This is a genomic window from Streptomyces sp. P9-2B-2 (assembly GCF_030406865.1).
GTDB lineage: Bacteria > Actinomycetota > Actinomycetes > Streptomycetales > Streptomycetaceae > Streptomyces > Streptomyces platensis.
Genome location: NZ_CP129126.1, coordinates 293,031 through 316,169, shown reverse-complemented (window position 1 = coordinate 316,169; position 23,139 = coordinate 293,031). Strand labels below are relative to the sequence as shown.

The window sequence follows — 23,139 nt, the reverse complement described above, 5'->3', positions numbered from 1 at the left end:
AGCGGCAGGGCTCGGCCAGGCGCGGAGGGGCATGCGTCTGGTGATGGCACACTGGTCGGATCAACTCCCGGCAGCAGCAGTGTGCAGGTCTCTCCCGGTGCGAGGGCAGCCGCCCGGTTGCCCAGTGCCGAGCGGATCGGTGATTCCTCCGAGTCGGGCACACCGATCCGCAGCTGTCCGCTCCGGCCGCCGTACGCTGACCCCCGGGTGCCGGACGTCGGTGGAGGCGCTGTCACGTGTGCGGGACGACCGCTACCGGGGCCGGGCAGTGGTGCAGGACGGCGTGTGCGACATGCCCGATGTGGGGATACTTAGCCCCCGAGCGGTGGGATCGCCGGCCGATGACGAGGAGCCCCGCATCGCCTCCGGCCTCCACCAGATGATGCGCCGGCCGACCGACCACAGAATGCTCGATCACGTCAATACCGGGATACTTCTCCCGCCACGGCCGAAGTGCGGTCCGCAGTGCGTCGGATTCCTGTGCCCCCATGTCGGCCTGCCAGCTCGGATCCACGGCCACACCGTAGGCAAAGTAGACCGGCGGGTTCCAGCCGTGGATCACCCGTAGCGGAGCCCCCCGGAGCGCAGCGGTTTCACAGGCGAATCTGATCACGTCGTCGCTGGGCCGGCTCAGATCCAGGCCGAGCACCACCGGGCGGAAAGCCATCGCCAACGGCGGCTGCCCGTCCACGGTGGGCAGGTGGTCGTCGTCGGCCGTCGTCCCGCCGCGCACGAGGACGACCGGCTGTTCAATGTGTGCGACCGTCGCCAAGGCGACGGAACCGATGAGGAAACCTGCCAGACCGCCAACCCCCGCGGAGCCGATGGCCAGCAGCTCGGATTCCGCTGCCACATCGCACAGCACTTCTGAGGGTGGGCCCGTGAAATGGTCCGCGGTGACATCCAGGTCCGGATAGCGATTGCGCAATTTTGCGGCGGCGTCACGTGGCTGGTGCTCGGACCACAGCCGAGGGGCGTCCATCCCCACAAGCGGTGCGTGCGCGTACGGCTGCCACTCCCAGACCTGGACGAGGCGCAGCGGCAGATCCCTGCGCAACGCCTCCCGCGCACCCCAGTCCGCGGCGGCGAGACTCTCTGGCGAGCCGTCCAGCCCGACGGCCACAGGGCGGGGCATCTCGCACCTCCTCTGATCGGCGCGGTTCCACGTTCGTTTCCACAGTCGCCCGGTGTGACGGCCACGCTGATGGGCCGCAGAGCCCTTTCGCGAGCCGACCGGCCCAAACCGGTCCGGATGCTGGCGACAATGAGGGCGCGCGGCGAGCCACTCGATCCGGCCCTCCTCGACTCGGCCGGCTGGCGGGGAGAAAGGGCCGGACGGCTCCTGTCCCGTGCTGTCGGGTGGATTGCGCCGATGGGGGCCGGAGGCGAGGACCGCATCGGCGACGCAGAATTGGAGAGGGAAGAGCCACCCGGGCACAGGATGGTGCCGTGGACGGCCAGGCGCTCAACCACCAGGGACGTGGGGAGGCCAATGACCGCGCCCGAGGGGCAGCAGGACCGACCGGGGCTGGATCCCACTGAGCGGGTGGACTGGCTGCTGCGGGACCTGCGCAGCTCCCGGCAGGGACTTTCGGCGCGGGAGGCATCGCGGCGGCTTGTTCATTACGGTCCGAACGAGTTGCGTCGGCGGGGCGGGCGGCGGTGGCCGCGGGAGCTGGCGAAGCAGATCACGCATCCGTTGGCGCTGCTGCTGTGGGCGGCGGCCGGGCTGGCGTGGGTGGCCGGGATCGCCGCGGTGGCTGTGGCGGTCGTGGTGGTGGTCATCGTCAATGCGGCGTTTGCGTTCGTCCAGGAAATGCAGGCCGAGCGGGCCGTGGAGGCGCTGGCCGCGTATCTTCCGGTGCAGGCCAAGGCGGTGCGCGAGGGCCAGGTGCGCGAGATTGAGGCCAGCACTTTGGTGCCCGGCGACGTGCTGGTGATCGAGGAGGGGGACCGGATCTCCGCGGATGCCCGCCTGATGGACGGCGGCATTGAGGTAGACCTGTCCGCCCTCACCGGGGAGTCAATGCCGGCCTACCGGTCGGCGGACCTGCTGGATACCCGTGTCCCGCTGTTGCACGCCCGTGACCTGGTGTTCAGTGGGACGACCTGCACCGAGGGCGAGGCGCGTGCGGTGGTGTTCGCCACCGGCATGCACACCGAGCTGGGCCGGATCGCCGCCCTGTCCGAGCGGGTCGAGCGTGAGGAGAGCCCGCTGGAGGCCCAGGTTCGCCGGGTGGCCTGGCTGATCGCACTGATCGCGTTGCTCACCGGCCTTGCCTTCCTCCCGCTCGCGACATTCGGGGCCGGCCTGTCGATCAAGAACGCGGTGGTGTTCGCGGTCGGCCTGCTGGTGGGCAACGTCCCCGAAGGACTGCTGCCGGTCATCACCCTGGCACTGGCACTGGGCGTACGCGGCCTGGTGCGGCGCGGTGCCGTGGTCAAGCGGCTGAGCGCAGTGGAGACTCTCGGTTCCACCGACGTGATCTGCACCGACAAGACGGGCACCCTCACCGAGAACCACATGCAGGTCAGCACCGTGTGGACCGCTGCGGGGGAACACCGTCTGGACGGCACGCCTTCAGGCGTGCCGGGCGATGCAGTGCTGCGCGATCTCGCCCTGGCGATGGCCGCCTGCACCAACGCCCAACCTGACGCCGAAGGCGGCGCGATCGGCGACCCCACCGAGATAGCGCTGCTGGAAGGGGCTGCCCGGCTCGGCCACGGCCCCACCACGACGGATCGCGACCGACGCCGGCGTCGCCAATTCCACTTCGAACCGGTGCTCAAGCTGATGTCGACCCTGGACGAACGCGACGGCAGCGTGTGGGTGGACACCAAGGGAGCCCCAGAGGCCGTCATCCCGCGCTGCACCATGATCGCGGACCCGCAGAGCCGCCCCTGCCCACTGAGCACCGAGGACCGCCGCGACGTCGAAGAGAGGGTGGACGCCTACGCGCGGCAGGGGCTGCGCGTGCTCGCCGTCGCTGAACGGCGCCTCCAGGCCGGGCAGCCGCTGCCCGAACGCCGTGAGGCGGCCGAACACGAGCTGACTCTGCTGGGCCTGGTCGCGATGCTCGACCCACCACGCCCACAGGTGGCCGCAGCCGTAGCCGACTGCCATACCGCGGGCATCCGGATCATCGTGATCACCGGCGACCACGCGCTGACCGCTGCTGCCATCGCCCACCAGCTCGGCATCGCAGGTAAGCACCCGACGGTGGTCACCGGCGAGGAAACCGACCGGATGACCGAGCAGCAGCTCGACGAGCTGCTGCTCGCGCATCGAGAGCTGATCTTCGCCCGCAGCTCACCCGAGACCAAACTGCGGATCACCGATGCTCTGCGCGCCGAAAATCACGTGGTCGCCATGACCGGCGACGGTGTCAACGACGCCCCCGCACTGCGGCGTGCCGACATTGGCGTCGCCATGGGCTGCACCGGCACCGACGTAGCCCGCGAGGCATCCACCATGGTGCTCACCGACGACAACTTCGCCACCATCACCGCCGCCATCCAAGCCGGACGCCGGATCTATGACAACATCCGCAAGTTCATCTGCTACATCTTCGCCCACACCACCCCCGAGGTCACTCCCTTCCTGGTCTTTGCGGTGGCCGGCGGCGCTGTCCCGTTGCCCCTGACAGTGCTGCAACTGCTCGCCTTCGACATCGGCACCGAGACCCTGCCCGCCCTGGCACTGGGACGCGAGCCCGCCGAACCCGGACTGATGCGCAGACCTCCACGCCCCCGCTCCGAAGGCATCATCCGCGCCCCGATGCTGCTGCGCGCCTGGCTGTTCCTCGGCGTGATCGGCGCCGCCCTCGCCATGGCCGGCTTCTTCGCCGTCCTGCTCCACGCAGGCTGGCACCCCGGCGACCCCACCGGACCGGGACAACCCCTGCACCATGCCTACCAGCAGGCCACCACCATGACGTTCCTCGGCATGCTCACCGGGCAAATCGGCACCGCCTTCGCCGCTCGCACCGAACACGCCTCACTGCGCTCGATCGGTGTGTGGACCAATCCCCTACTGCTGTGGGGCATCGTCTTCGAACTGGCTCTGGCCGCCGTCTTCATCTACACCCCGGTCTTCCAGAACCTGCTGGGCACCGCCGCCCTCACCCCTGGCATGCTTGCCCTCACCCTCCCGTTCCCCTTCATCGTGTGGGGAGCCGATGAACTCCGCCGCTGGCTGCTGCGACACCACACCGCGAGCCGACGGCGTCCGCAGCCGGGATCGCATGGCCCTGGCCCGGAAGCGCCGCTCCGTGCTCGCAGAAATGAGTAGTTCAGAGTGGCCGCGGTCCCGGCCGCGAGGACCTGCGTCAACACCACATCCCGCTCCAAGTCCGCACGTCTCCAGGGGTGTACGACTCGTCCGGGCCCGGTGCGGCACTGCTCGCGTTCTTCGCCGGCATGTCGGAGCCCGGGCGCGAGTACATCTGGGAGAAGTCCCTGGAAGTCCAGTTCGGAACCACCACCGCGCTCAACGGGAGATCACCGAAGGGGTAAGAGCCTCGGACGACTCGCCGCACGCTCAGTCCGCCCGGGAGTTTGCAAGGGGTTCGGGTTCGTCACTGGGCAGTTGGGTGAGCTGGGGTGAGCTGCCTGTCGTGGCCACCGCCACCTGGGAGGTCTCCGACCGTACCCGGTGCAAGTACGGGGCTGGCGCATGGTGACGTGGCTGCCGAATGGAACATAGTTGACGCTGCTTCTTCCACGCCGACCCTCGTCGGCATGACGAGCACCTCCCGCACCGGCTGAGGTTGAGAGCCACGGTCTGCTGCGATCGCAGTTCGGTCGACGGGCCCCTGTTCCAGGTCCATACAGCAGGTGCGCCACGGCGGCGGAAACGCATGCGCCGGGTCAGGACCCGGGTGTTTCGAGGGGCTTCTCAACGGCATCCACCCGAGCCAACACTTCCAGTGACAACTGGTACTCGCGCTGCTCGATCAAGCCCTGCAATAGCGCGGCGGTGTAGACACGCTCGGCCTCGTCAGGAGGGATCTCCGGCTCGTCGCCCCGGGAACGACGCAGAAGGTGAAGCAACTTGTTGATCATCTCTGTCACCTTCCTTGCGGGGTGCTCCCACCACACTCCCATCGGGGCTGCTCGGAACGCTCGGGCCAGTTGCCTCACTTGCGTGGGCCCAATGGCCCTTTTTGGCGGCCGATGGGTGGAGCGGGCCTCTCTCGCACCACCCCCGAAGGCCGGTCCGGTCCTCTGGCCAGGCGCGCCGGTCAGAAGGCCGTCGTCACACTCAGGGGCCGCCCGCTCATACCCCGAAGGCTGCTCCGGGCGACTTCCCGGCGCGGGGCCGGCCGAACCGGCCCCGAGGGACCGACAGGGGCAGCTACCTGGGGCAAGCTGCCCAGGGCCCTGACCCGGACGAGGGACCCCACTGTGGTTCACCATTCAGCGTGAGTGGTGGGGCTCGGAAGCTGATCCACGTGTTCACCATGCGCGTGCAGGCTCGCCTCGCGCCCAGCAGGCCGGGCTGCCGGCCGCCGGACCTAAAGCAATGGCCGGTCGTCGGCTCTCCAATACTGGAGGTGACCAGCCAGGGACAGCCGTGAATGGACTCCCCGCTCAAGACCGCCATGCATCTGTGGGCAGCAGTCGCACACTGGAAGCAGGGACCGAACGGTTCGTGCAAGAACCGGCCGAGCACAGGGAAGGCGTGAGCGGTGATGCGGGCACAGACGGGTGATGTACTGCGGTTCACTGGACGGGCTGTGGGAACGCCGGAGCACCGGGCCGTAGTTGTGGAAGTTCTCGGACCCAAGGGGGAGCCGCCCTACCGGGTGCGCTACGACAACGGCCGTGAAACAGAGATATTCCCCGGCGCCGGCTGCGTGATCGACAGTCATACCGCGCCTGCGGGCAAGCACGAGCACACGGTATAGCGCCGATGGGGCGGAGGAAGACGCCGAGAACGTCGCACCGGCCGAAACCGGCTGAGACGTGGAATGACACGGTCAGCGGCCAGGAGGAGGCCACGGTGGGGCGCGGGAGCGAGCGGGCCGAGGAGCGTGCCGCGGCCGGTAGTCGCCCCGGCGGACATCTACCGCTGCACCCAGCGCCGAAACGGCGAATTCGCACGATCCGGGTGCGCAAGCTGTTCGGATAACTACTTTAAAGTCCGGTACGACGGGGGGCTGAGCTGAGTCGCGGAGTGTGGTTCGGGCGCGCAGCATGGAAGCATCCCGAATGCAGTCGTTCCGCGGAGGTGAACCGCGATGAACATGCCTGTGCGACACCGGCCCGGCAGCCTGCTGGAGCGTGCCATGCCATCCCTGCACTGGGGCGAACCCCTCACCTCGGAGATCGATGACCTGTACGAGCGGATGAGTCGTCTGCTTGAGTCCGCCGGGGCAATTCCCACGCTGAGTGCAGCGACACACTGGGCGCCGCTGGCTGACATGCACGAGACGGATGATGCCTACATCATCGAGGCGGAGCTGCCCGGCGTGAAGCGTGACGATATCGACGTCGAGGCCAGCGACCGGGAGCTGTGTATCACCGGCGAGTGCAAGGAAAGTGAGCGCGAGGGTGTGCTGCGCCGTACCACCCGCCGAACAGGCCGCTTCGAGTACCGGTCCCTGCTGCCCGCCGACGTGAAGGCCGAGCAGGTCAAGGCGGCCCTGACGGACGGGGTGCTGACTGTGACGGTCCCCAAGGCACAGGCCGCGAAGCCCCGGCACATCGATATCACTTGAGGCCGGCCGGCACCAGCCGTTGGGGTGGGCGATTGCGGACGGCCCCTTGTCGCGGAGGGCCGTCCGACTACTGGCCGTCCTCGGTCCGTGCAGGCGGACGGTTGGGCTGCCGGGTCCACACGAGGTGGCGGATAGCGCCTGCGGTCACGCACCGCTCGCCCGGTGACGGCGCTGCGGACGGCGTGCGTCGTGTCTGCATGCCCGGCTGCTACCGGCATGTCCAACGCGAGCAGGGCACCGCCTGGCCTCTTCCCCGGCATGCATCCGGGATCCGAAGATTCCACACTGGCTGTAGGGAGTACCAGTCGGGGCGGTTCCTGCTTCAAGGGGCTCCCCGCGCAGATCACGAGGCTTGAAGGAGACGGCCATGACCACTGCACGGGAGATCATGCACAGCGGTGCCACCTGCGTCGAGGAGAGCGAAACGCTGGAGGACGCAGCGCGCCGTATGAGCGAGCTGGACGTCGGAGCTCTCCCGATCTGTGGGCCGGACGACCGGCTCCACGGCATCATCACCGACCGGGACATCGTGGTGAAGTGTCTGGCCAAGGGCAAGAACCCGAAGACCATGACCGCGGGCCAGCTCGAACAGGGCAAGCCGATCACGATCGATGCCGAGGCCGACACGGACCGAGTTCTCCAGGCCATGGAGGAGCACAAGATCCGGCGGTTGCCGGTCATCGACAATCATCGGCTGGTTGGCATGATCAGCGAGGCGGACCTTGCTCGGCGCCTACCGGAAGAACAGGTAGGCCACTTCGTCGAGGTGGTCTGCGCGACCCATTGACCACTCGCCGCACCCTTGGCCGGGGCAGATGGCTGCCTTGGGAGGACGGCGTGGACAACTCGTTCCGTGACGGTGTGGGAGACGACGAGTTCGTCTCCCGGAGACTCTCTCGTGCGTGGGGACGGCGCTGTTCCATGAACCTGTTCTCGACTACGGCTGCATGCTGTCTCTCTGATGGAACATCAGAAGTGACCCGCCCGATGATCTTCATCGTGCTCCGGCCTTGGTGATCAAGGTCAGGGGAGGGCCCTCCTGCTGGAGGGCTGGGCAATCGTCCGTCGGCCGCACCAGGCCGAGCAGATGCCGGTCCGGACGATCGCAGGTGCTGAGAGAGGAACGGAATGCTTGAGAGACTCGACGACGTGCCCGCTGACGTTGATGCAGTGAAAGCGGTGGGCGCCGTATCGAAGAACGACTACGAGGCGGTGATCGAGCCGTTGGTCGATAGCGCGCGCAGAGAAGGGCGCCGTCTCCGACTCCTGTACGAGTTCGGCCCCGAGTTCCGGTCGTTCACCCCGGGGGCCGGCTGGGAGGACCTCAAGGTCGGGATGCGTTCCATGCACCTGTTCGAGGGCTGCGCGATCGTCAGTGACATCGGCTGGATCCGTGAATCGACTCGGCTCATGAGCTTTCTGATGCCCTGTCCGGTGCGGGTCTTCGGCAGCCGGGAGCGCAAGGAGGCTCTTGGCTGGCTGGCCTCGCTGCCCGAAGGTCCCGGTGCTTCCCACCATCTCCTGCCTGAGTCCCAGGTCCTAGTCGTCGAGGTCGAAAAACCTCTGCGTGCACAGGACTTCGATGCCCTGGCGCTCACTGCGGACAGCTGGCTGGAAACGCACACCGAGTTGGCCGGCGTCGTGTTCCATGCTCGCGAGTTTCCCGGCTGGGAGAACGTCGGAAGCATGCTTCGCCATGTGCGTTTCGTCCGTGATCATCATCGGAAGGTTAGGAGGGTCGCGCTGGCGGCCGACAGTAAGCTCGCCGGTCTGGTGCCTCACCTTGCGAACCATTTCATCCAGGCCGAAGTGCGGCGGTTCGGATACGACGAACTCGGCGATGCCATTGCATGGGCGGCAAACCCTACAAGTCAGCACCCGGCCTAAGCGGTTTGACGCAGCGGCCGGTGGCGCGTTCTCAACGGGGCGCCGGACATGGGCGGGCATCGGGCCTGATTCGGGGCGCCTTCACTGCTCCTGCCGCGGCGCCTTCGCTGAGTACCGGTCACGCTGTGCGCCTCGTACGTGGCCATCCCTCACCCGGTCCGTCTGCCTGTGAGGCGGTGGCCGTATAGGTGCCGTATGGCGAACATTCAGGAGTGAATTCGGATCGACAGGTGACCAAAACTGAATCAAATCCGACTGTTGTGCATTCAGAGACTTATGGTGACAAGATGCGGCCCCGGATCCTGAGGGGGTGACGGCATCTCATGGGGCTTGTGGCTCCTTTTGCTGTGCGTTCCCCCCGACGTACGAGCGCAGCAAGGAGCCGCGATGACCAAGCCCAGTGAGCCGCCTGCCATTCCGGGCCCGCGAGACGGCTCCGCCGAACCACGCGGGAATGTAATCCCGGTGCCGCCCCGGCTCACCAAGGCGGTCATCCGCAACTTCCGGCTGCTCCGCAGAACCGAGCTCTCCTTTACCGACAAGGTGACGCTGTGCGTCGGCCGCAACAACACGGGAAAGACCTCGCTGGCGAAACTGTTCGCATTCTTCGTGGCGAGGAAGAAGACCGCGCTGCACATCGAGGACTTCTCCGCCGACTGCTACGAGGAGTTCCTCGCCGCTCATCGCCTCTTCGCCTCGGGCGAGGCGGAGCAGGCGCGTGACACGGTTCCGGCAATCACCCTCACCCTTCACATCGCCTACGACAAGGACTGCAGCGAGTACGGACCCCTGGCCCCTTTCGTGGTGGACCTCGACCCCGACTGCTCCGAGGTGGTGATCAGGTTCGCCTACGCGTTGGGGGACGGTGCCCTGAAGGAGTTCTTCGGCGGCGTGCCGGTGGGGCCGGATGCCACGGTCATACTTGAGGGGCTGGGAAGAGGCATCCCGAAGCACTTCGAGATGTCGGTGATGGCGGTCGACCCGACCGATGAGGCGAACGTCCGACCGGTCGACCTCGCGGACGTGCGCACCCTGGTGAGGGTGGACTTCGTCGAGGCGCAGCGAGGGCTGGACGACGAGGGCGAGGGGCATGCCGCGCCGATCGGAGCGGTCTTCGAACAACTGCTGACGGCAGCGGAGAAGAGCCAGAACGCGACGTGGCTGGAGGAGCTCGCCGTGAGCATCGACAGGACGCTCGGGGACACCTCTGGCAGTCTCGACAGCAGCCTCCAGGAGGTTCGCCAACGCGTGGCGCCGACGTTGAGAGCCTTCGGCTATCCGGGCCTGGGCAACCAGGAGTTCGTCACGGCCGCCCGGCTGGACTCCAAGAGACTGCTCAGGAACTTCGCACGCATTCACTATCCGGGAGTGGCCGGCGTTCGGTTCCCGGAGTCGTACAACGGCCTCGGCACGCGGAACCTGGTAATGATTCTGCTCAGGCTCTTCACCTGCTACCGCGACCACACGGCGACCTCTCCGGAGTCGGGGATCCATCTCGTCTTCCTGGAGGAACCGGAGGCCCATCTGCATCCGCAGATGCAGGAGGCGTTCATCCAGCGACTCACGTACTCCGTCAGTCTGTTCCCCCGGATCGACGTGCAGATGAGAGCGAGCATGCCCGGGCAGGCGGGAGCGGTCGAGGAGAGCGGCACCGTAATCGGCAGCAGCCGCCCCCGGTGGAACGCGCAGTTCGTGGTGACCACCCACTCGGCACATGTGGCCAACCGGGGACACTTCTCCGACATCCGGTACTTCCGGAAGGAGGAGGACGCCGTGGAGAGCGGAAGCGAGCCGGGGCCGGCCCGCACCGTCATCAGGGACCTTTCCCAGGTGACCGGCGACGAGAGGTTCCTCCGCAAGTACCTGACCCTCACCCGGGCCGACCTCTACTTCGCGGACAAGGTCATCCTCGTCGAGGGCGCCAGCGAGCGTGTCTTCGTCCCGGCTGCGGAGGAGGCGCTGGCGGCGAGGAGGCCCGGAGAGATGCCCCAGCACCAGTACGTGACCCTGATGGAGGTCGGAGGGGCGTATGCCCACAGGTTCTATCCGCTGCTAAAGATCCTCGGGATCCCGGCCCTGATCATCACGGACCTCGATCCCGTCGATGACAGGGAGACCAAGATCCGCAAATGCCTGGTGTCCGAGTCCGGACGCACGTCCAACCAGTCCATCAGGGCGTGGTCCCCCGAGATGGCGGACATCACGGTGGCCGAGCTGCTGCAGCGGGCCGAGACGGACCCGCCGATCGCCGGCGGCAGCATGTGCCTCGCCTACCAGGTGCCGGAGGAGCCCGGCGGTCCGTGCGGCCGCACTTTCGAGGACGCCTTCGCGCTGGCCAACCGGTACCTGTTCGGTATCCCCACGGGTGACGCTTCCGCCGAGGAACTGGAGCACCAGGCCCGAAGCAGGGTGGAGACCAGGCGCAGCAAGGTCGACTTCGTCCTCGACCACGTCCTCGGAGACCACCCCTGGCAGGTCCCGAAGTACATCAGGCGCGGCCTCGAGTGGCTCATGGCACAGGACGGGACGGCGACGAAGGCGGACGTCCAGTGACGACCGAGGCGGAAGACATCACGCGCACGATCCTGACGGCTCTCCAGGCAGGCCGTCACTTCAAGGTGGAGGCCGGTGCCGGTGCGGGCAAGACCAGCTCACTGATCAAGGCGCTCCAGAGCATCCTGGCTGACCGCGCCCGCTATCTCCCGCGGCCCCACCAGCGCGTCGCCTGCGTCACCTACACCAATGTGGCCCGCGACGAGATCATCAGCCGTACCGACCGCAGCCCGTACGTGTTCGCCGAAACCATCCATGGCTTCCTGTGGCAGCTGCTCTCCCCCTTCCGTAAGCATCTGTTGTGCCACATCGTCGAGCTGGACATCATGCTGTCGAAGATGGAGGGCCACACCTCGCTGGACGGCTACACCGTCGAGTACAGCACCGGCTTCCAGAAAGTGGACCACGACACCCGTCGCGTGCAGCTGGGTCACAACGATCTGCCCGTCCTCGCGAGGGCGTTCTTCGCCCTTCCCAAGTTTCGGGCCCTGGCGGCCGACCGGTTCCCGATCGTCTTCGTGGACGAGTACCAGGACACCCCCGCCGGTCTGGCGGAGGCCATGCTGGGCACGCCGGGCGATGAGGCCACCGCGCGTGGCCCCCTCTGCGGCTTCTTCGGGGACCACTGGCAGCAGATCTACGACAACGCGTGCGGGGCACTCGAGGACGCCCGCCCGACACCGGTCTTCAGACGGCGCAATCGGCGCTCGCAGCGCGCCGTCGTGAACCTCTTGAACACGATGCGTCCTGAACTGACGCAGACCACTGCGTCAGGAGTTGGCGAGGGCACCGTCGCCGTCTATCACACCAATGAATGGGCCGGGACAAGGCTCACCCACCACCGGAAGGGTCAGCTCGGCTGGAATGCGGCCCACGCGGCCCGGAAATGGGTACTGGACGACGTCCGCGACCGGTTCTGGAGCACCGGGGCATCCGGTCACGTAGCCCAGGCACGGGCGGAGGACCCCAGCACGAAGATTCTCATGCTCACGCACGAGACGATCGCCGGCGAACTGGGATATCAGAAGCTCCACGGGGCCTTTCAGCGCAACGATTCCTATGTGAGGAAGGAGGACCATGCCATGGCCTTCTTCATGGACACGCTGGAACCGGCCCTGCTCCACCACCGGAACAAGCGCTACGGCGCGATGTTCGACGCACTCGACCCCCGTGGTCGTCCACCCATCAACTCGCCGGCCGACAAGCAGGAATGGATGGCGTTCCTGACGAAGCTGGGGGAGGCCCGCGAGATGGGCACGGTCGGCGACGTCCTCGACCTCTGTCTTGAGCAGCAGCTCTTCGACGGCCTGGGGAAGGTGCGCGAGCGTCACCGGAAGGCCGTGCCACCATCTGGCATCGACCCGCAGGCTGTGAGTGGCGGCAAGGCCGAAGCCCGGGCGGCGGCGCGGTCGAAGGAGTATCAACAACTGCGCCAGGTGCCGTACTCGGAGTTGCTGGCGTTGAACGAGCACGTCGGCGGTGGCACACCCTTCGCCACACAACACGGAGTCAAGGGACTGGAGTTCAACCGGGTCCTCGCCGTGGTCAGCAAGGGACATTCCCGCTTCCAGATTCCCGAGATGCTGGCCAACTTCTCCCGGCGCGACGAACTGATGGATAGGGAACTGGAGGCGTTCATCAGGGCCCGCAACCTCTTCTACGTGGCATGCTCACGGGCCAGAGAGCACCTGGCCATCCTCTTCACCACGAAACTTGAGCCCGCTGCACTGGACACCCTCCGGGAGTGGATCGGTCAGTCGCGGATCACGTCGCTGCGGTTCGACGGGGATACGGTGATGGGTGGCTAATGAGGGGACAAGGCAGGCCGGACGGCCCCGGCGCGACCCCGACAAGGGATGTCCTGGGTTGCTGGTCGCCTGGCCGAGCCCCTTCACCTCCTCTATCTCCAGGCCTAGCTCGGCGGACAGAGCCTCCGCGCAGGACTTCGACAACGAGCTGCCCCGCATCCGCCTCACCCCAGGTGCAGATGCCGTGCGTGCAACAACTCCTTCGCTGCGTAATAGGCGTGCAGGGCGGCCTCGCTGCCCGAGCCCAGGGCGGTCATGATGCGCTGGAAGCGGGCGGAGCGCAGGTCGCCGGCGACGATGACGCGTGGGTGCTGGGCCGAGGGTAGGCAGTAGCCGGCCGTATCGCGGACGACGTCGCCGGATGGGGCGGTGGGGGCGTTGCCGATGCTGAGGAAGACGGCATCCGCCGTTATGGTCTGCCGTTTGCCGGATCGGTCCATGGTTTCGGCCGTCGCTGCGTCGTCCGCGAGCCGCAGCCTCACGTGCTCGACAGGGCGGAGTGCGACGCGGGGGTCGTCACGGATCTCCTCGGTCTTGTAGTCGTCGCTCTCCGGGTACGCGACGAGCAGGCGGGTGTCAGTGGTCGGGTGAGCGCGCAGAAAGGTGCCGATCGTGCGGTCGCCGCCGAGAACGAGGAGAGTCCGGCCTTCGGCGTCGTTCGCGTCCGCCTGCCAGAGCGGTGGCAGGTTGAGGCTGGAGGGGGCAGTGATCCAGGGGGCGTCTCGGGGCTGGAGGGGGCCGACGCCGGTGGCGACGATCGCGTACAAGGCGGTCAGGCAAGCGCCGGTATCCAGAGTGACGGTGACGTGGTCGTCGCTGGCGCTCAATTGGGTGGCCCGGCGGCCGAGTTCGAGGTGGCACAGCTCCGTGCTCTGCAATTCCGCGGCGATGGAGTCGGCGAGTCCGGGGCCGTTGGTGTAGCCGCCGAGGACGTTGTTCAGCGCGGGGATGCGGTACAGGTTGCGGCACAGGCGGTCCGGTTCGATCAGGGTCGAACGCATGCCGACGCTGGCCGCCATACGGGCGGCCGAGCAGCCGGCTGGGCCACCGCCGATGATGATCAGGTCGGTGTCGAGAGTTGTGGGCGAACCAGTGCGGGACGGTGTCTCGGCCATGGAGCTATTCCAGCATCGTGGTCCGTACGCACGCAGCGAGTTGGCCCATCACCTGGTCGGCGGTGACGAGTTGCCCCGTGCCGATCAGGCGGCGGGCGACGACGAGCCCGGCGTCGTGGACGTCCGGGCCGGCGTCGCTTGCGGAGGCGTCGGTGACGATCCAGGGCGCGTAGCCGCGCTCGAAGGCGTCGGCGGCTGACTTCAGCACGCAGCTCTCGGTGGCGATCCCGCAGAAGACCAGGTCGGTCCAGCCTTCCTGGCGAAGGAGCGCGGCCGCCTCGCGGGTGAAGAGCGTGTACCCGGTCTTGTCGATCACCGCGTGGGCGTGGTCGGCGGCTTCGGCGAGGTCCGGAACGATGTCGGTCTCGGGAGGCTCCTGGAGACGGTCCCATCGGAAGAACCGCTCGTACGGGCTGTCCGGGTAGTTGAAGTAGCGGGTGAAGATCACGGGCCGGTCGGCGGCGGACCATCGGGCCACCAAGTCGCACACGGCGGGCACGGCATCACGGCTGTGATGGTTCACGAAGCCGTTCTGCATGTCGATCACGACCAGCGCCGCGTTGCCGATGTCCATTCGCTGCCTCTCCTGCCCCGTATCCTCAGCCAACGCTCTCACGCAGAGCGTCCTGTGCGGCGCGCAGCCTCTCGGCCAGTCCGCTCGTCTTCATGATGGCTTCCCGCATCAGGACGTGCTGCGCGGTCTCCTGGGCGCGGGCCGTGGTGAGCCGGGAGTATGCGGCGCGCAGGAAGCGCCAGCCGTACTGCTCCGGCATGGATGGGTCTTGTCCGTCCTCGATCATCTGCTGAATGTGTCGAGTGAAGCACCACAAGGCCTGGGCGGTCAGCTCGCAGGTGACCAGCTCGTCGATGGTGAGGCTGCGCTCGCCGGAGAGGGACGCGTAGGCGACGCCGGACCAGCCCGCGTAGCCGGTGGAGACGCCCCGTACGCCGAAGGACACGATGTCCGGATGATCGAAGCCGGTGGTGAGGAGCGTTTCCTCAACAGAGGCGTCGAGCGGCACGGGCCCGTCCGGGGCGCCGCGATCGACCAACACCGAGGGCGTGGACAGCAGGCGCAGGGCGGTGTCGTACGCACCGCCGGTCCAGGGGCTGGAAGTGAGCCAGTACAAGGAGAGGACGTACTCGGGGTTGGGGACGCGGGAGTGGTCCTCGTCCAAGAGGTCGCGGAGCTTTTCGCGTGCCCAGGGAAGGTCGGTGGCGTAGGAGCGGTAGCGCCACACGGCGAGTTCGGTGAGCGAGGCCGGCTTGTGCGGCTGGACGAGCCGGAATACGGCTACGCCGCAGGCGAAGACGTGCAGAGCTCGACGCCGATGAAGACCGGCAAGAACTTGTGGGAGTCGACTCCGATCCCCGCAGCGACAGGCGGGGCGCCTCTGGTTATGCCGAGGGCCGCGGCGAACCGCGCCCTGGCGTCGTCCGACGCGCGGCCGAGCGCTGTGTCGAGCACGGCCTGCGACTCTGCGCGAGGCTGGTAACTGGCGCCTCCGCCCTCCCAGTTCGACACGGTCCGGTCGCTGACACCCAAATACGCGGCGAAGTCGCGAAGACTCATGCGCAGGGCGTCACGTAGCAGGCGAGCCTCCCGGCCGGACCATCGCTGCACCGTGACCACCGTCGTACCCCCGTCCGTTGCCCGGTGAAACGCCGAAACACTCAGCGTAGCGAGACATGTTCAGCATTGGTGCGGCATTGCTGCAGCGCTCGTACCTCACACCCTGTCACCAATCTGCACCATATTGGAGCCACCGAGCCGGGGAGCGCCAACCACTACCAGGAGGTCCTCGGCCGTTCTCTCCTGCACCGTGATCAGAAGGAGCCAACGGCATGACCGATGTCATCAAGCGCAACGCCCGCGCCATCCTCCTCGATGGCGATGAGCTGATCCTGATCAAGCGCACCAAGCCGGGCAGGGAGCCGTACTGGGTGACGGTTGGTGGCGGCGTCGAGGAGGACGACGCGACCATCGAAGCGGCCCTGCACCGCGAGGTGTTCGAGGAGCTCGGCGGCAAGCTGGAGCGTGCCGAGCTCGTCCACCGGTTGGCCGGTCGGCTTCGGTGGCGGCTTGGAGCAGCTCGGTGAGGTCGTTGGGATGGGGGAGCGCTGGTCGATCCACCATCCGGCCCGGGCCACGAGGCGAGCGGCGTACTCGATCTCCTCCCACTCCGTCTCGCTGGTCGCGCCTTCGAGGACCAGGGCGGTGTAGGCGGCGGCCAGGACCTGGTGACGACAGCGCACGCCCCAGGCGACCGCCCTCTCGGTCCCCTCCAGAGGCGGCATCTGGTACTGCTGCGACCAGGCTTCGGACTCGACCTGTTCTTCGGCCCGCTTGGCCTTGAGCCAGGCGTCCTTGTCCTGCTCGTCGTCCTCTTTGGAGGCACGCCAGCAGTCGGTGCTTCTCTGCACTTCATACGGTCGAGTGACGGACCGGTCAGAGTGTTACCTCTCCAACAGCCCGAAGGCCCAGATGTTGTCGACACTCTGATCGCCGCTCCACAGGCCGCGCTTCATGTCGATCCGCCACATGGGGTACGCCGTTTCCGGTCGTAGGGCTCCCGACCGTCCGTCCGAGCGCCCGGCCATCCGGGGGATACCCGTGACCCAAACATCGACTTTTAGCTCATTCCGGTGATCCGTAACCATATGGGCCTGTTTGGTCAGGTCTCCCGTCCGGCAAGTACCTCCACGCAGCGTCGAGGCAACAGGAAGCGAGTTCGGTATGCCTGATTGGAAGAAGATCTCCGGTAGTCTCACGGCGATTTCGGCGGGGTCCAGGACCAATGTGTGGGGTGTCGACGTCGCCGGCGCCATCTATCGGTACACCAACAACGACACCAGCCCGTTTCTCAACGTCCCTGGCAACCTGAGCGACATCGGGGCGGCTGCCGACGGCACCGTGTGGGGCGTCAACGTCAACCACGAGATCTTCCGGTACACCGGAGACCAGGGCGACCCCAACCACTGGAAAAAGATCACTGGCAGCCTGGTCCGGATCTCCGCCGGCTCCAGGACCAATGTGTGGGGTGTCGACGTCGCCGGCGCCATCTATCGGTACACCAACAACGACACCAGCCCATGGGTCAAGGTCCCTGGCAACCTGAGCGACATCGGGGCGGCTGCCGACGGCACCGTGTGGGGCGTCAACGTCAACCACGAGATCTTCCGGTACACCGGAGACCAGGGCGACCCCAACCACTGGAAAAAGATCACTGGCAGCCTGGTCCGGATCTCCGCCGGCTCCAGGACCAATGTGTGGGGTGTCGACGTCGCCGGCGCCATCTATCGGTACACCAACAACGACACCAGCCCGTTTCTCAACGTCCCTGGCAACCTGAGCGACATCGGGGCGGGCGCCGACGGCACCGTGTGGGGCGTCAACGTCAACCACGAGATCTTCCGGTACACCGGAGACCAGCCAAGCTGAGCTCTGCCAGCAACGGCACGCGAGAGGTCCCCAGTCCGTCCCGACTTGGGACCTCTTGTGGCGCCGCGGACAGCCAGGTTTCACTGATCCTCCGTCTTCATGCGGGGCGCGGGGATACCGAGGTCGACGAGCGGGCGTTGTGCCCGGCGCTGGGTGTCGTCCCTTTTGGCGCGGAGGAGTTGGAGAGTGAGGTCGAGGCCCTCGATCTCACCGGCCCAGCCCTCGGTTTTGGCGCGGACCCGGCGGGTGATGAGGTCGGCTTCGAGGTCGTCGAGTCGGCTGATCATCTTCGGGCTGACCTGGAGCATGGGACACCGGATGCAGGCGTGTTCGTGCTGGCAGGGGGTGCCGTAGGGGCGTCCGCATGCGCCGAGTTCGACCTTGCGTTTGTCGAAGTGCTCTTCGAACTCGTCCCATTCGTCGCTGGTGACGTCGCGGTATTCGTGGTCGGGGCGGAGCTGGCGGCGTTCGTTGAGATGGGCGAGGTGGTGGCGGATGACGTCTTCGTCGAATACGGCGACGTAGCCGCGGGTGGTCTGGATGTCGCGGTGGCCGAGCAGCATGGCGCCGATGTGGATGGGCAGTCCGCTGTTGACGAGTTCGGTGGTGAAGAAGTGGCTTGTGTCCGCAGAGGCCGTGTGCGGTGAGTTCGCGTCGTCATTGAGCGGGTCCGCTGCGAGGACCGATGTCGATGAGATCTTCGAGGTCCCGGGGCTGACGGACGAGACGGTCGAGGTCGTAGAAGATGACTCCGTCGATGACGCCATGGGCGAGATCAGCGAGCAGTTGGCGGAACTCGGGACGTAGGACCATCCAGTCGATGGCGCCGTCTGGTTTGACGACCTTCCGCTTTTTGAAGGCCGAGGTGTCGTTCTCCCGGTAGATCTTCGCAAACGGACCCCAGCGCAGGCGGCTCCTGGAGTCCTCGGCGTCTTCGAGCTGGCGGTCGACGCCGGCTTCGAGACCGAAGCGGTCGGAGGAGATGCGCAGATACGCTCCCGGCCGTTTGGGGGCGTAGGCAGCCAGGTGGTCGTAGAGGTTGAGGGTGACCTGGCCCCCACGGGCGTGCGCGGGGACGTCGAAGTCCTCCCAGACAGTCACGGCTGTCGTCATGGCGTCGGCTCCTGGTGCTCGTCGGCTCCGATACCAGGCACTTTCCGCCGAACTCAGGGGTTTGGTGGTGCCGTGGATCCGCTATAGGATCCGCGGCCGCCTCCTGGATACTGATCACCATGCGTACCGACTTTGATCCCGCTGCCATGTCCCGCAACGAGTTCTACAAGCTCCTGACCGCGGTGGTGGTGCCGCGGCCCATCGCCTGGGTCTCGACGATCAGCCCTGATTGTGCTTCTGCGAACCTGGCCCCGCACTCATTCTTCACGATCGCCAGTGTCGCGCCGCCCGTTGTGCAGTTCACTTCCGTCGGGCGCAAGGACACCCTGCGCAACGTCGAGGCGACCGGACAATTCGTGGTGAACCTCGCGCCGGAGGGGCTCTTCGAGCAGATCAATGACACGGGTACGGATTTTCCGCACGGGGTGAGTGAGTTCGAGGCGGCCGGGATCGGTTCCGAGCCGAGTCTGCGGGTCAAGCCGCCGCGGGTGGCCGGCTCGCCCGTGGCGTTGGAGTGCGAGGTGCACACGACGCTGGGAATTGGGGACGCGACCGTTGTGTTCGGGCGCGTGGTGCACGCGGTGGTGTCGCAGGAGGCGCTGGTCGACGGGCACCCGGAAATCTCCAGGATGAAGCCCCTGTCACGCCTCGGGAAGGACGAGTGGGGGACGGTCGGCGACGTCCGGGAGATCTCCCGTATCCGTCACACGGACTGGCAGGGGCCGGCGGGCGATCGGTAGGGGAGAGGAAGAGGGAGGCGGGGACGGGGAGGGAGAGCTGCCCGGGAGGCCGGGGAAGGGATCGCCTCCGCGGGTTCGCCGCCGCGCCGCCGGGTTTCGTGAGCGTTCCATGGCGATTTATCCGTAGGCAACCTATTGGCTATGGCGGGAATCGAGACTTTCGCATGAGGGTTGTTGTTGCGACGGTGGTGCCGGTTCCGGTGCCGGCATCCGTGTCGGTTTCAGGGCCGGTGTCTGCCTGTGCGACGGATGACTGGAGTTGCTGTGACTGCACTCGTTCCCGGGTGGAAGGCTTCATCCGTATCCACTGATTTCGCTGCTCCCTCTGTTCCCTCTGCTTCCGCCGGTTCCTCTGATTTTGCAGGTGCCGCTGCTTCCCCGGCGGCCCTGGCTTCCGTTGATTTGTCTCGTTCTCTGGGGACTGGTACCTCGGGGTCTGGTTCCCCGGGGGCTGGTTCCGGTGGCGCGATGGTGTCGGTCAGTCGGCGGTTTTCCCTTCGCGTGGTGGCTGCGGCGGCGGTCGCCGGGCCGGTGACGGCGGTGTACGGGGCGGGGGCCGCACATGCCGCCGAGGGCCGGCGGGGGCTGCGGGTGATGACCTTCAACCTGCGGTACGCCTCGGATGTCCGGCCGCACTCCTGGGCCGAGCGCCGGCCCGTGATGCGGGCCTTGCTGCGGCACGAGGCCCCGCATCTGCTCGGGACGCAGGAAGGGCTGTACGGGCAGCTGCGTGATATCGCCGAGGATCTCGGACCGTATTACGACTGGGTGGGGACCGGGCGGGGCGGCGGGAGCAAGGATGAGTTCGCGGCCGTTTTCTATGATGTGCGGCGGCTCGCGCCGGTCGAGTACGACCATTTCTGGCTGTCCGATACGCCGTATCTGATCGGGTCGGCGACCTGGGGGAACACCGTAATCCGGATGGTGACCTGGGTCCGGTTCCGGGATGTGCGCGCCGACGGCGAGTTCTATGTCCTCAATACGCATCTCGATCATGCGAATCAGTACTCGCGTGAACGTTCCGCGGGTCTGATCAACGAACGGCTGGGTGGGCTGGACCCTTCGCTGCCCCGAATCGTCACGGGTGACTTCAATGTCGCGGCCCACAAGAATTCCGTGTACGAGGTGCTGCTCGACGGCGGTTCGCTCGTCGACAGCTGGGACACGGCCGGCGAGCGCAGCCGGCAGTACGCCACCTTCCATGGCTACCGGCCGCTGGTCCCGGACGGGGACCGCGTCGATTGGATCCTCACGTCACCGGGGGTGCGTACACGCCGCGCCACGATCAATACGTACTCCGCGCACGGGCAGTTTCCGAGCGATCACCTACCGGTGCAGGCGCTGCTCGATTGGTGATCGCGAGCCCGTGGGGAGGGGCGGCCGCTGCGCTCAGGAGTGTGTGTGGAGGCGGGCGGCGGAGCCGCGGATCTGGAGGCCGTCGAGAAGTTCCTGGGTCGCGGCGGCCACGGCCTCCACGGCCTGGTCGAACACCTCGCGGTTGTGAGCGGCCGGGGCGCGGAATCCGGAGACCTTGCGGACGTACTGCAAGGCCGCGGCCCGGATGTCCTCGTCGGTGACCTCGGGGGTGGTGGGCGGACGGAGTGTCTTGATGCTGCGGCACATGAGTCCAGTGTGCCTCGCGGTACCGGCGTCAGCCGTCGAGTCCGGTGACCCGCATGGTGATGTTGAGGCGGCCGCCGGTCAGACCGGACGCCGGGTCCCCGGTGCCCGGCCGGACCTTGGGAACGCCGTGATAGGCGAAGCGGGACGGTCCGCCGAAGACGAAGAGGTCGCCGGAGGCCAGCTCGATATCGGTGTACGGCTTGGTCCGTGTCTCGGTGTTGCCGAACCGGAAGACGCAGGTGTCGCCGATGCTGAGGGACACGACCGGCGCGCCGGAGCGCTCTTCCTTGTCCTGATGCATGCCGAGTTTCGCCTGGTCGTCGTAGAAGTTGATCAGTGCGGTGTCCGGTGTGTAGCCGTCACCCGCAGCGGAGTCCTGATACGCCTCGACCAGCGCGCGGCGGCCCAACTCGACCATCCATCAGGGGAATTCGGGCACCCGGGCGCCGTTCACATCGTCGGCGGTGCGGGTGTACGCGTACGGCTGCCAGTGCCAGCCGATGCACACCGTCTGGACGGACATCACGCCGCCGCGCGGAAGCTTGGTGTGCCGGATCGGGGCCGGGCCGCGCGCCCAGCCACGGCACGCGGTGACCAGCTCGCGCTGCTGGGCCATGGTCAGCCAGCCGGGGACGTGGACGGCGCCGGGGGCGATTTCTCGCCGGCCGTCGTGACGGGCAGGGCTCTGGCCACTTGCGAGGGAGCGGCGGCCTCCGCATTCGCCGGAATCGACCGCTCCGCCAAGGCCGCCCGAACCTCCATGGCCTCCGGAGACCCCCGGTTGACCGGGACCTTTGGCGCCCGCAGGCCCCTCGAATTCCTCGAAGCCGGGAAGTGGCGTGCTCATCTGCTCCTGCCTCATCGCTACCTGCCTACAGCGTGCCATGGGGAACCGGTGGCCTATGGGCCGGTAGCTGCTGGGTGACCCAACCACGGTCGATGGCCCAGGTGCCACCGTCCGCCGTGGCACCGCGCATGCCGTGCAGCGTTGCCGGGCCCGCCAGGGCGGGGACTCGGGAGTCGCCGAGTGCCGCAAAGCCGAAGGTGCGGGCAGGGTCCCAGCCGGTGCTGTGCCGCAGCCGGCGGCTCATCTGGGCCCAGCCGACGGGCGCGGCGGCCACCACCCAGGCGTCCGGTTCCTCAGCGGTGAAGCGGCGGGCGGCACGCAGCCAGGATGCGGCGGCTTCCGGCCAGTCGACCATGGCGAGGACTGGCTGCCGGCCGGTCTCGCGCCATGCCTCGGCGAAGGCCGCCGCGGACGAGCGCGACGCCGCGCCCCTGCTGTGCCCGACGACCACCGTCGCGATGCGCATACGGGGTGCGGCCAACAGGGCGAGCAGCGCGGATAGTTCTTCCTCGGTGTGCGCGGCGGGGGAGGGGAGGCTGCCATAGGCGGCCACCTCGGCGGGGGGAATGAGCGGTGAGGTCATCGGGAGGGGGACCGGACGCGCCGGCCTCAGATGAGGGTGGGCTGGAGGGCGCCCTCGTGGGTGAGCAGCGCAATTTTGGCTTCGACGCCCGCCGCGTAGCCGCGCATCGTGCCGTCCGCGCCGATCACGCGGTGGCACGGGCGCACGATCATCAGGGGGTTTGCGCCGATCGCGGCCCCCAGAGCGCGTACCTCGCCCCGCGGCACCCCGAGAACGTCGGCGAGTCGCCCGTAGGAGGTCGTGGTGCCGTACGGGATCGCCTCCAGGGCCTGCCAGATGCGCTCCTGGAACTCCGAACCATTAGTGCGGAATTCCAGCTCGAAGCGGGTGAGCTCCCCGGCGAAGTAGGCGCGGAGCTGGCGGACGACCTCGCCGAAGGGGGCCGGGTCGCGCCGCCAGTGCGGCTGTACGGTGACGCCCCGCTGCTGCGGCAGAGCGAGAGCGGTCAGGGCGGTGCCGCCGGGTGCGGTGGCCGATTCCTCTCCGACGAGCAGCAGCTCACCGAGGGGGCTGTCGAAGGTGGTGTAGCTGGTGGTGACTGTGGTCGTCTCGGGGGAGATCATGGCGCGTCCTTGTTCGTATCTGCTGCATTCACTCTTCGAGTCTGCGGAGTCGGGGGCGCGTCGGCTGGCGGGAATCGGACGTCATGGTTGGTGGGGGATGGGCGGATGGGCTGTTGCTTGATCGGTTTCTGGGTGGGTGGCCA

Annotated in this window: 20 protein-coding genes and 3 pseudogenes; 12 read left to right on the top strand and 11 right to left on the bottom strand. The window is 67.4% G+C overall.

Annotated elements, in window-relative coordinates; genetic code table 11:
• Positions 1 to 232: 232 nt before the first annotated feature.
• Entirely contained in the window at positions 233 to 1,123 is an 891-nt protein-coding gene (locus QT196_RS01495) for a universal stress protein (protein ID WP_348772207.1), read from the bottom strand.
• 369 nt (positions 1,124 to 1,492) lie between these two features.
• On the opposite strand from QT196_RS01495, the gene QT196_RS01490 reads away from it, so the two are divergent.
• Both QT196_RS01490 and QT196_RS01485 read left to right on the top strand, forming a co-directional pair.
• Positions 1,493 to 4,291: a cation-transporting P-type ATPase gene (locus tag QT196_RS01490; protein ID WP_168476841.1), complete on the top strand. Its 2,799-nt coding sequence runs from the start codon at positions 1,493 to 1,495 to the stop codon at positions 4,289 to 4,291.
• A 77-nt stretch (positions 4,292 to 4,368) separates the two neighbouring features.
• The gene (locus QT196_RS01485) at positions 4,369 to 4,515 is read left to right on the top strand and encodes a hypothetical protein (RefSeq protein ID WP_248000963.1); all 147 of its coding nucleotides are present in this window, start codon (positions 4,369 to 4,371) and stop codon (positions 4,513 to 4,515) included.
• Between the two features lie 354 nt (positions 4,516 to 4,869).
• On the opposite strand, the gene QT196_RS01480 is transcribed toward QT196_RS01485, so the two are convergent.
• Positions 4,870 to 5,064 carry a hypothetical protein gene (locus QT196_RS01480; RefSeq protein ID WP_168476839.1) on the bottom strand — a complete coding sequence of 65 codons (195 nt, stop codon included), beginning with the start codon at positions 5,062 to 5,064 and terminating at the stop codon, positions 4,870 to 4,872.
• Positions 5,065 to 5,693: 629 nt separating this feature from the next.
• Between QT196_RS01480 and QT196_RS01475 the strand changes: the two genes are divergently transcribed.
• From QT196_RS01475 to QT196_RS01450, 6 genes are all read left to right on the top strand, one after another.
• Positions 5,694 to 5,909 carry a DUF1918 domain-containing protein gene (locus QT196_RS01475; RefSeq protein WP_168483488.1) on the top strand — a complete coding sequence of 72 codons (216 nt, stop codon included), beginning with the start codon at positions 5,694 to 5,696 and terminating at the stop codon, positions 5,907 to 5,909.
• Positions 5,910 to 6,242: 333 nt separating this feature from the next.
• Positions 6,243 to 6,722, top strand: coding sequence for an Hsp20/alpha crystallin family protein (locus QT196_RS01470; protein ID WP_266735511.1), 480 nt, complete (start codon positions 6,243 to 6,245; stop codon positions 6,720 to 6,722).
• A gap of 367 nt (positions 6,723 to 7,089) precedes the next feature.
• Positions 7,090 to 7,509, top strand: a complete 420-nt coding sequence (locus tag QT196_RS01465; protein ID WP_266735513.1) for a CBS domain-containing protein — start codon at positions 7,090 to 7,092, stop codon at positions 7,507 to 7,509.
• 341 nt (positions 7,510 to 7,850) lie between these two features.
• On the top strand, positions 7,851 to 8,609 hold the full coding sequence (locus QT196_RS01460) for an STAS/SEC14 domain-containing protein (protein ID WP_266735515.1): 759 nt from the start codon (positions 7,851 to 7,853) through the stop codon (positions 8,607 to 8,609).
• 387 nt (positions 8,610 to 8,996) lie between these two features.
• Positions 8,997 to 11,162, top strand: coding sequence for an AAA family ATPase (locus QT196_RS01455; RefSeq protein WP_290354153.1), 2,166 nt, complete (start codon positions 8,997 to 8,999; stop codon positions 11,160 to 11,162).
• On the top strand, positions 11,159 to 12,970 hold the full coding sequence (locus QT196_RS01450; RefSeq protein ID WP_290354152.1) for a UvrD-helicase domain-containing protein: 1,812 nt from the start codon (positions 11,159 to 11,161) through the stop codon (positions 12,968 to 12,970). Before QT196_RS01455 ends, QT196_RS01450 begins: the two co-directional genes overlap by 4 nt.
• Before the next feature lie 164 nt (positions 12,971 to 13,134).
• Here QT196_RS01450 and QT196_RS01445 read toward each other — a convergent pair whose 3' ends face one another.
• From QT196_RS01445 to QT196_RS01435, 3 genes and pseudogenes are all read right to left on the bottom strand, one after another.
• On the bottom strand, positions 13,135 to 14,085 hold the full coding sequence (locus QT196_RS01445; protein ID WP_266735521.1) for an FAD-dependent oxidoreductase: 951 nt from the start codon (positions 14,083 to 14,085) through the stop codon (positions 13,135 to 13,137).
• Between the two features lie 4 nt (positions 14,086 to 14,089).
• Complete coding sequence (locus tag QT196_RS01440) at positions 14,090 to 14,659, bottom strand: isochorismatase family cysteine hydrolase (RefSeq protein ID WP_168476825.1); 570 nt, start codon at positions 14,657 to 14,659, stop codon at positions 14,090 to 14,092.
• A 25-nt stretch (positions 14,660 to 14,684) separates the two neighbouring features.
• A pseudogene (locus QT196_RS01435) lies at positions 14,685 to 15,658 on the bottom strand (hypothetical protein).
• 272 nt (positions 15,659 to 15,930) lie between these two features.
• Between QT196_RS01435 and QT196_RS01430 the strand changes: the two are divergent.
• Positions 15,931 to 16,119: pseudogene (locus QT196_RS01430) on the top strand (NUDIX hydrolase); the annotation flags it as partial.
• A gap of 703 nt (positions 16,120 to 16,822) precedes the next feature.
• Positions 16,823 to 17,527, top strand: coding sequence for a tectonin domain-containing protein (locus QT196_RS01425; RefSeq protein ID WP_266735524.1), 705 nt, complete (start codon positions 16,823 to 16,825; stop codon positions 17,525 to 17,527).
• Positions 17,528 to 17,607: 80 nt separating this feature from the next.
• Here QT196_RS01425 and QT196_RS01420 read toward each other — a convergent pair whose 3' ends face one another.
• Together QT196_RS01420 and QT196_RS01415 are read right to left on the bottom strand one after the other, a co-directional pair.
• Positions 17,608 to 18,090 (bottom strand): integrase, encoded by a 483-nt coding sequence (locus tag QT196_RS01420; RefSeq protein ID WP_290354151.1) that lies wholly within the window; start codon positions 18,088 to 18,090, stop codon positions 17,608 to 17,610.
• A 94-nt stretch (positions 18,091 to 18,184) separates the two neighbouring features.
• The gene (locus QT196_RS01415; protein WP_168476817.1) at positions 18,185 to 18,640 is read right to left on the bottom strand and encodes a recombinase family protein; all 456 of its coding nucleotides are present in this window, start codon (positions 18,638 to 18,640) and stop codon (positions 18,185 to 18,187) included.
• 119 nt (positions 18,641 to 18,759) lie between these two features.
• Between QT196_RS01415 and QT196_RS01410 the strand changes: the two genes are divergently transcribed.
• Positions 18,760 to 19,380 (top strand): flavin reductase family protein, encoded by a 621-nt coding sequence (locus tag QT196_RS01410; RefSeq protein WP_266735530.1) that lies wholly within the window; start codon positions 18,760 to 18,762, stop codon positions 19,378 to 19,380.
• Between the two features lie 468 nt (positions 19,381 to 19,848).
• Complete coding sequence (locus QT196_RS01405; RefSeq protein WP_290356594.1) at positions 19,849 to 20,736, top strand: endonuclease/exonuclease/phosphatase family protein; 888 nt, start codon at positions 19,849 to 19,851, stop codon at positions 20,734 to 20,736.
• A gap of 33 nt (positions 20,737 to 20,769) precedes the next feature.
• Here the strand turns inward: QT196_RS01405 and QT196_RS01400 are convergent, their stop codons facing one another.
• The 4 genes and pseudogenes from QT196_RS01400 to QT196_RS01385 form a co-directional block, all read right to left on the bottom strand.
• Positions 20,770 to 21,003: a DUF2277 domain-containing protein gene (locus tag QT196_RS01400; protein WP_168476567.1), complete on the bottom strand. Its 234-nt coding sequence runs from the start codon at positions 21,001 to 21,003 to the stop codon at positions 20,770 to 20,772.
• 28 nt (positions 21,004 to 21,031) lie between these two features.
• A pseudogene (locus QT196_RS01395) lies at positions 21,032 to 21,658 on the bottom strand (alpha-ketoglutarate-dependent dioxygenase AlkB).
• A 217-nt stretch (positions 21,659 to 21,875) separates the two neighbouring features.
• On the bottom strand, positions 21,876 to 22,433 hold the full coding sequence (locus QT196_RS01390) for a hypothetical protein (protein ID WP_290354150.1): 558 nt from the start codon (positions 22,431 to 22,433) through the stop codon (positions 21,876 to 21,878).
• 26 nt (positions 22,434 to 22,459) lie between these two features.
• A complete protein-coding gene (locus QT196_RS01385) occupies positions 22,460 to 22,996 on the bottom strand; it encodes a methylated-DNA--[protein]-cysteine S-methyltransferase (RefSeq protein ID WP_168476563.1) in 537 nt (178 codons plus the stop codon).
• Between the last annotated feature and the right edge of the window lie 143 nt (positions 22,997 to 23,139).

Coding starts and splice junctions, on each gene's coding strand:
- QT196_RS01490 (WP_168476841.1), top strand. CDS start 1,493: ATGACCGCGCCCGAGGGGCAGCAGGACCGACCGGGGCTGGATCCCACT.
- QT196_RS01480 (WP_168476839.1), bottom strand. CDS start 5,064: ATGATCAACAAGTTGCTTCACCTTCTGCGTCGTTCCCGGGGCGACGAG.
- QT196_RS01475 (WP_168483488.1), top strand. CDS start 5,694: ATGCGGGCACAGACGGGTGATGTACTGCGGTTCACTGGACGGGCTGTG.
- QT196_RS01470 (WP_266735511.1), top strand. CDS start 6,243: ATGAACATGCCTGTGCGACACCGGCCCGGCAGCCTGCTGGAGCGTGCC.
- QT196_RS01465 (WP_266735513.1), top strand. CDS start 7,090: ATGACCACTGCACGGGAGATCATGCACAGCGGTGCCACCTGCGTCGAG.
- QT196_RS01460 (WP_266735515.1), top strand. CDS start 7,851: ATGCTTGAGAGACTCGACGACGTGCCCGCTGACGTTGATGCAGTGAAA.
- QT196_RS01455 (WP_290354153.1), top strand. CDS start 8,997: ATGACCAAGCCCAGTGAGCCGCCTGCCATTCCGGGCCCGCGAGACGGC.
- QT196_RS01445 (WP_266735521.1), bottom strand. CDS start 14,085: ATGGCCGAGACACCGTCCCGCACTGGTTCGCCCACAACTCTCGACACC.
- QT196_RS01440 (WP_168476825.1), bottom strand. CDS start 14,659: ATGGACATCGGCAACGCGGCGCTGGTCGTGATCGACATGCAGAACGGC.
- QT196_RS01425 (WP_266735524.1), top strand. CDS start 16,823: ATGCCTGATTGGAAGAAGATCTCCGGTAGTCTCACGGCGATTTCGGCG.
- QT196_RS01420 (WP_290354151.1), bottom strand. CDS start 18,090: ATGCTGCTCGGCCACCGCGACATCCAGACCACCCGCGGCTACGTCGCC.
- QT196_RS01415 (WP_168476817.1), bottom strand. CDS start 18,640: ATGACGACAGCCGTGACTGTCTGGGAGGACTTCGACGTCCCCGCGCAC.
- QT196_RS01410 (WP_266735530.1), top strand. CDS start 18,760: ATGCGTACCGACTTTGATCCCGCTGCCATGTCCCGCAACGAGTTCTAC.
- QT196_RS01405 (WP_290356594.1), top strand. CDS start 19,849: ATGGTGTCGGTCAGTCGGCGGTTTTCCCTTCGCGTGGTGGCTGCGGCG.
- QT196_RS01400 (WP_168476567.1), bottom strand. CDS start 21,003: ATGTGCCGCAGCATCAAGACACTCCGTCCGCCCACCACCCCCGAGGTC.
- QT196_RS01390 (WP_290354150.1), bottom strand. CDS start 22,433: ATGACCTCACCGCTCATTCCCCCCGCCGAGGTGGCCGCCTATGGCAGC.
- QT196_RS01385 (WP_168476563.1), bottom strand. CDS start 22,996: ATGATCTCCCCCGAGACGACCACAGTCACCACCAGCTACACCACCTTC.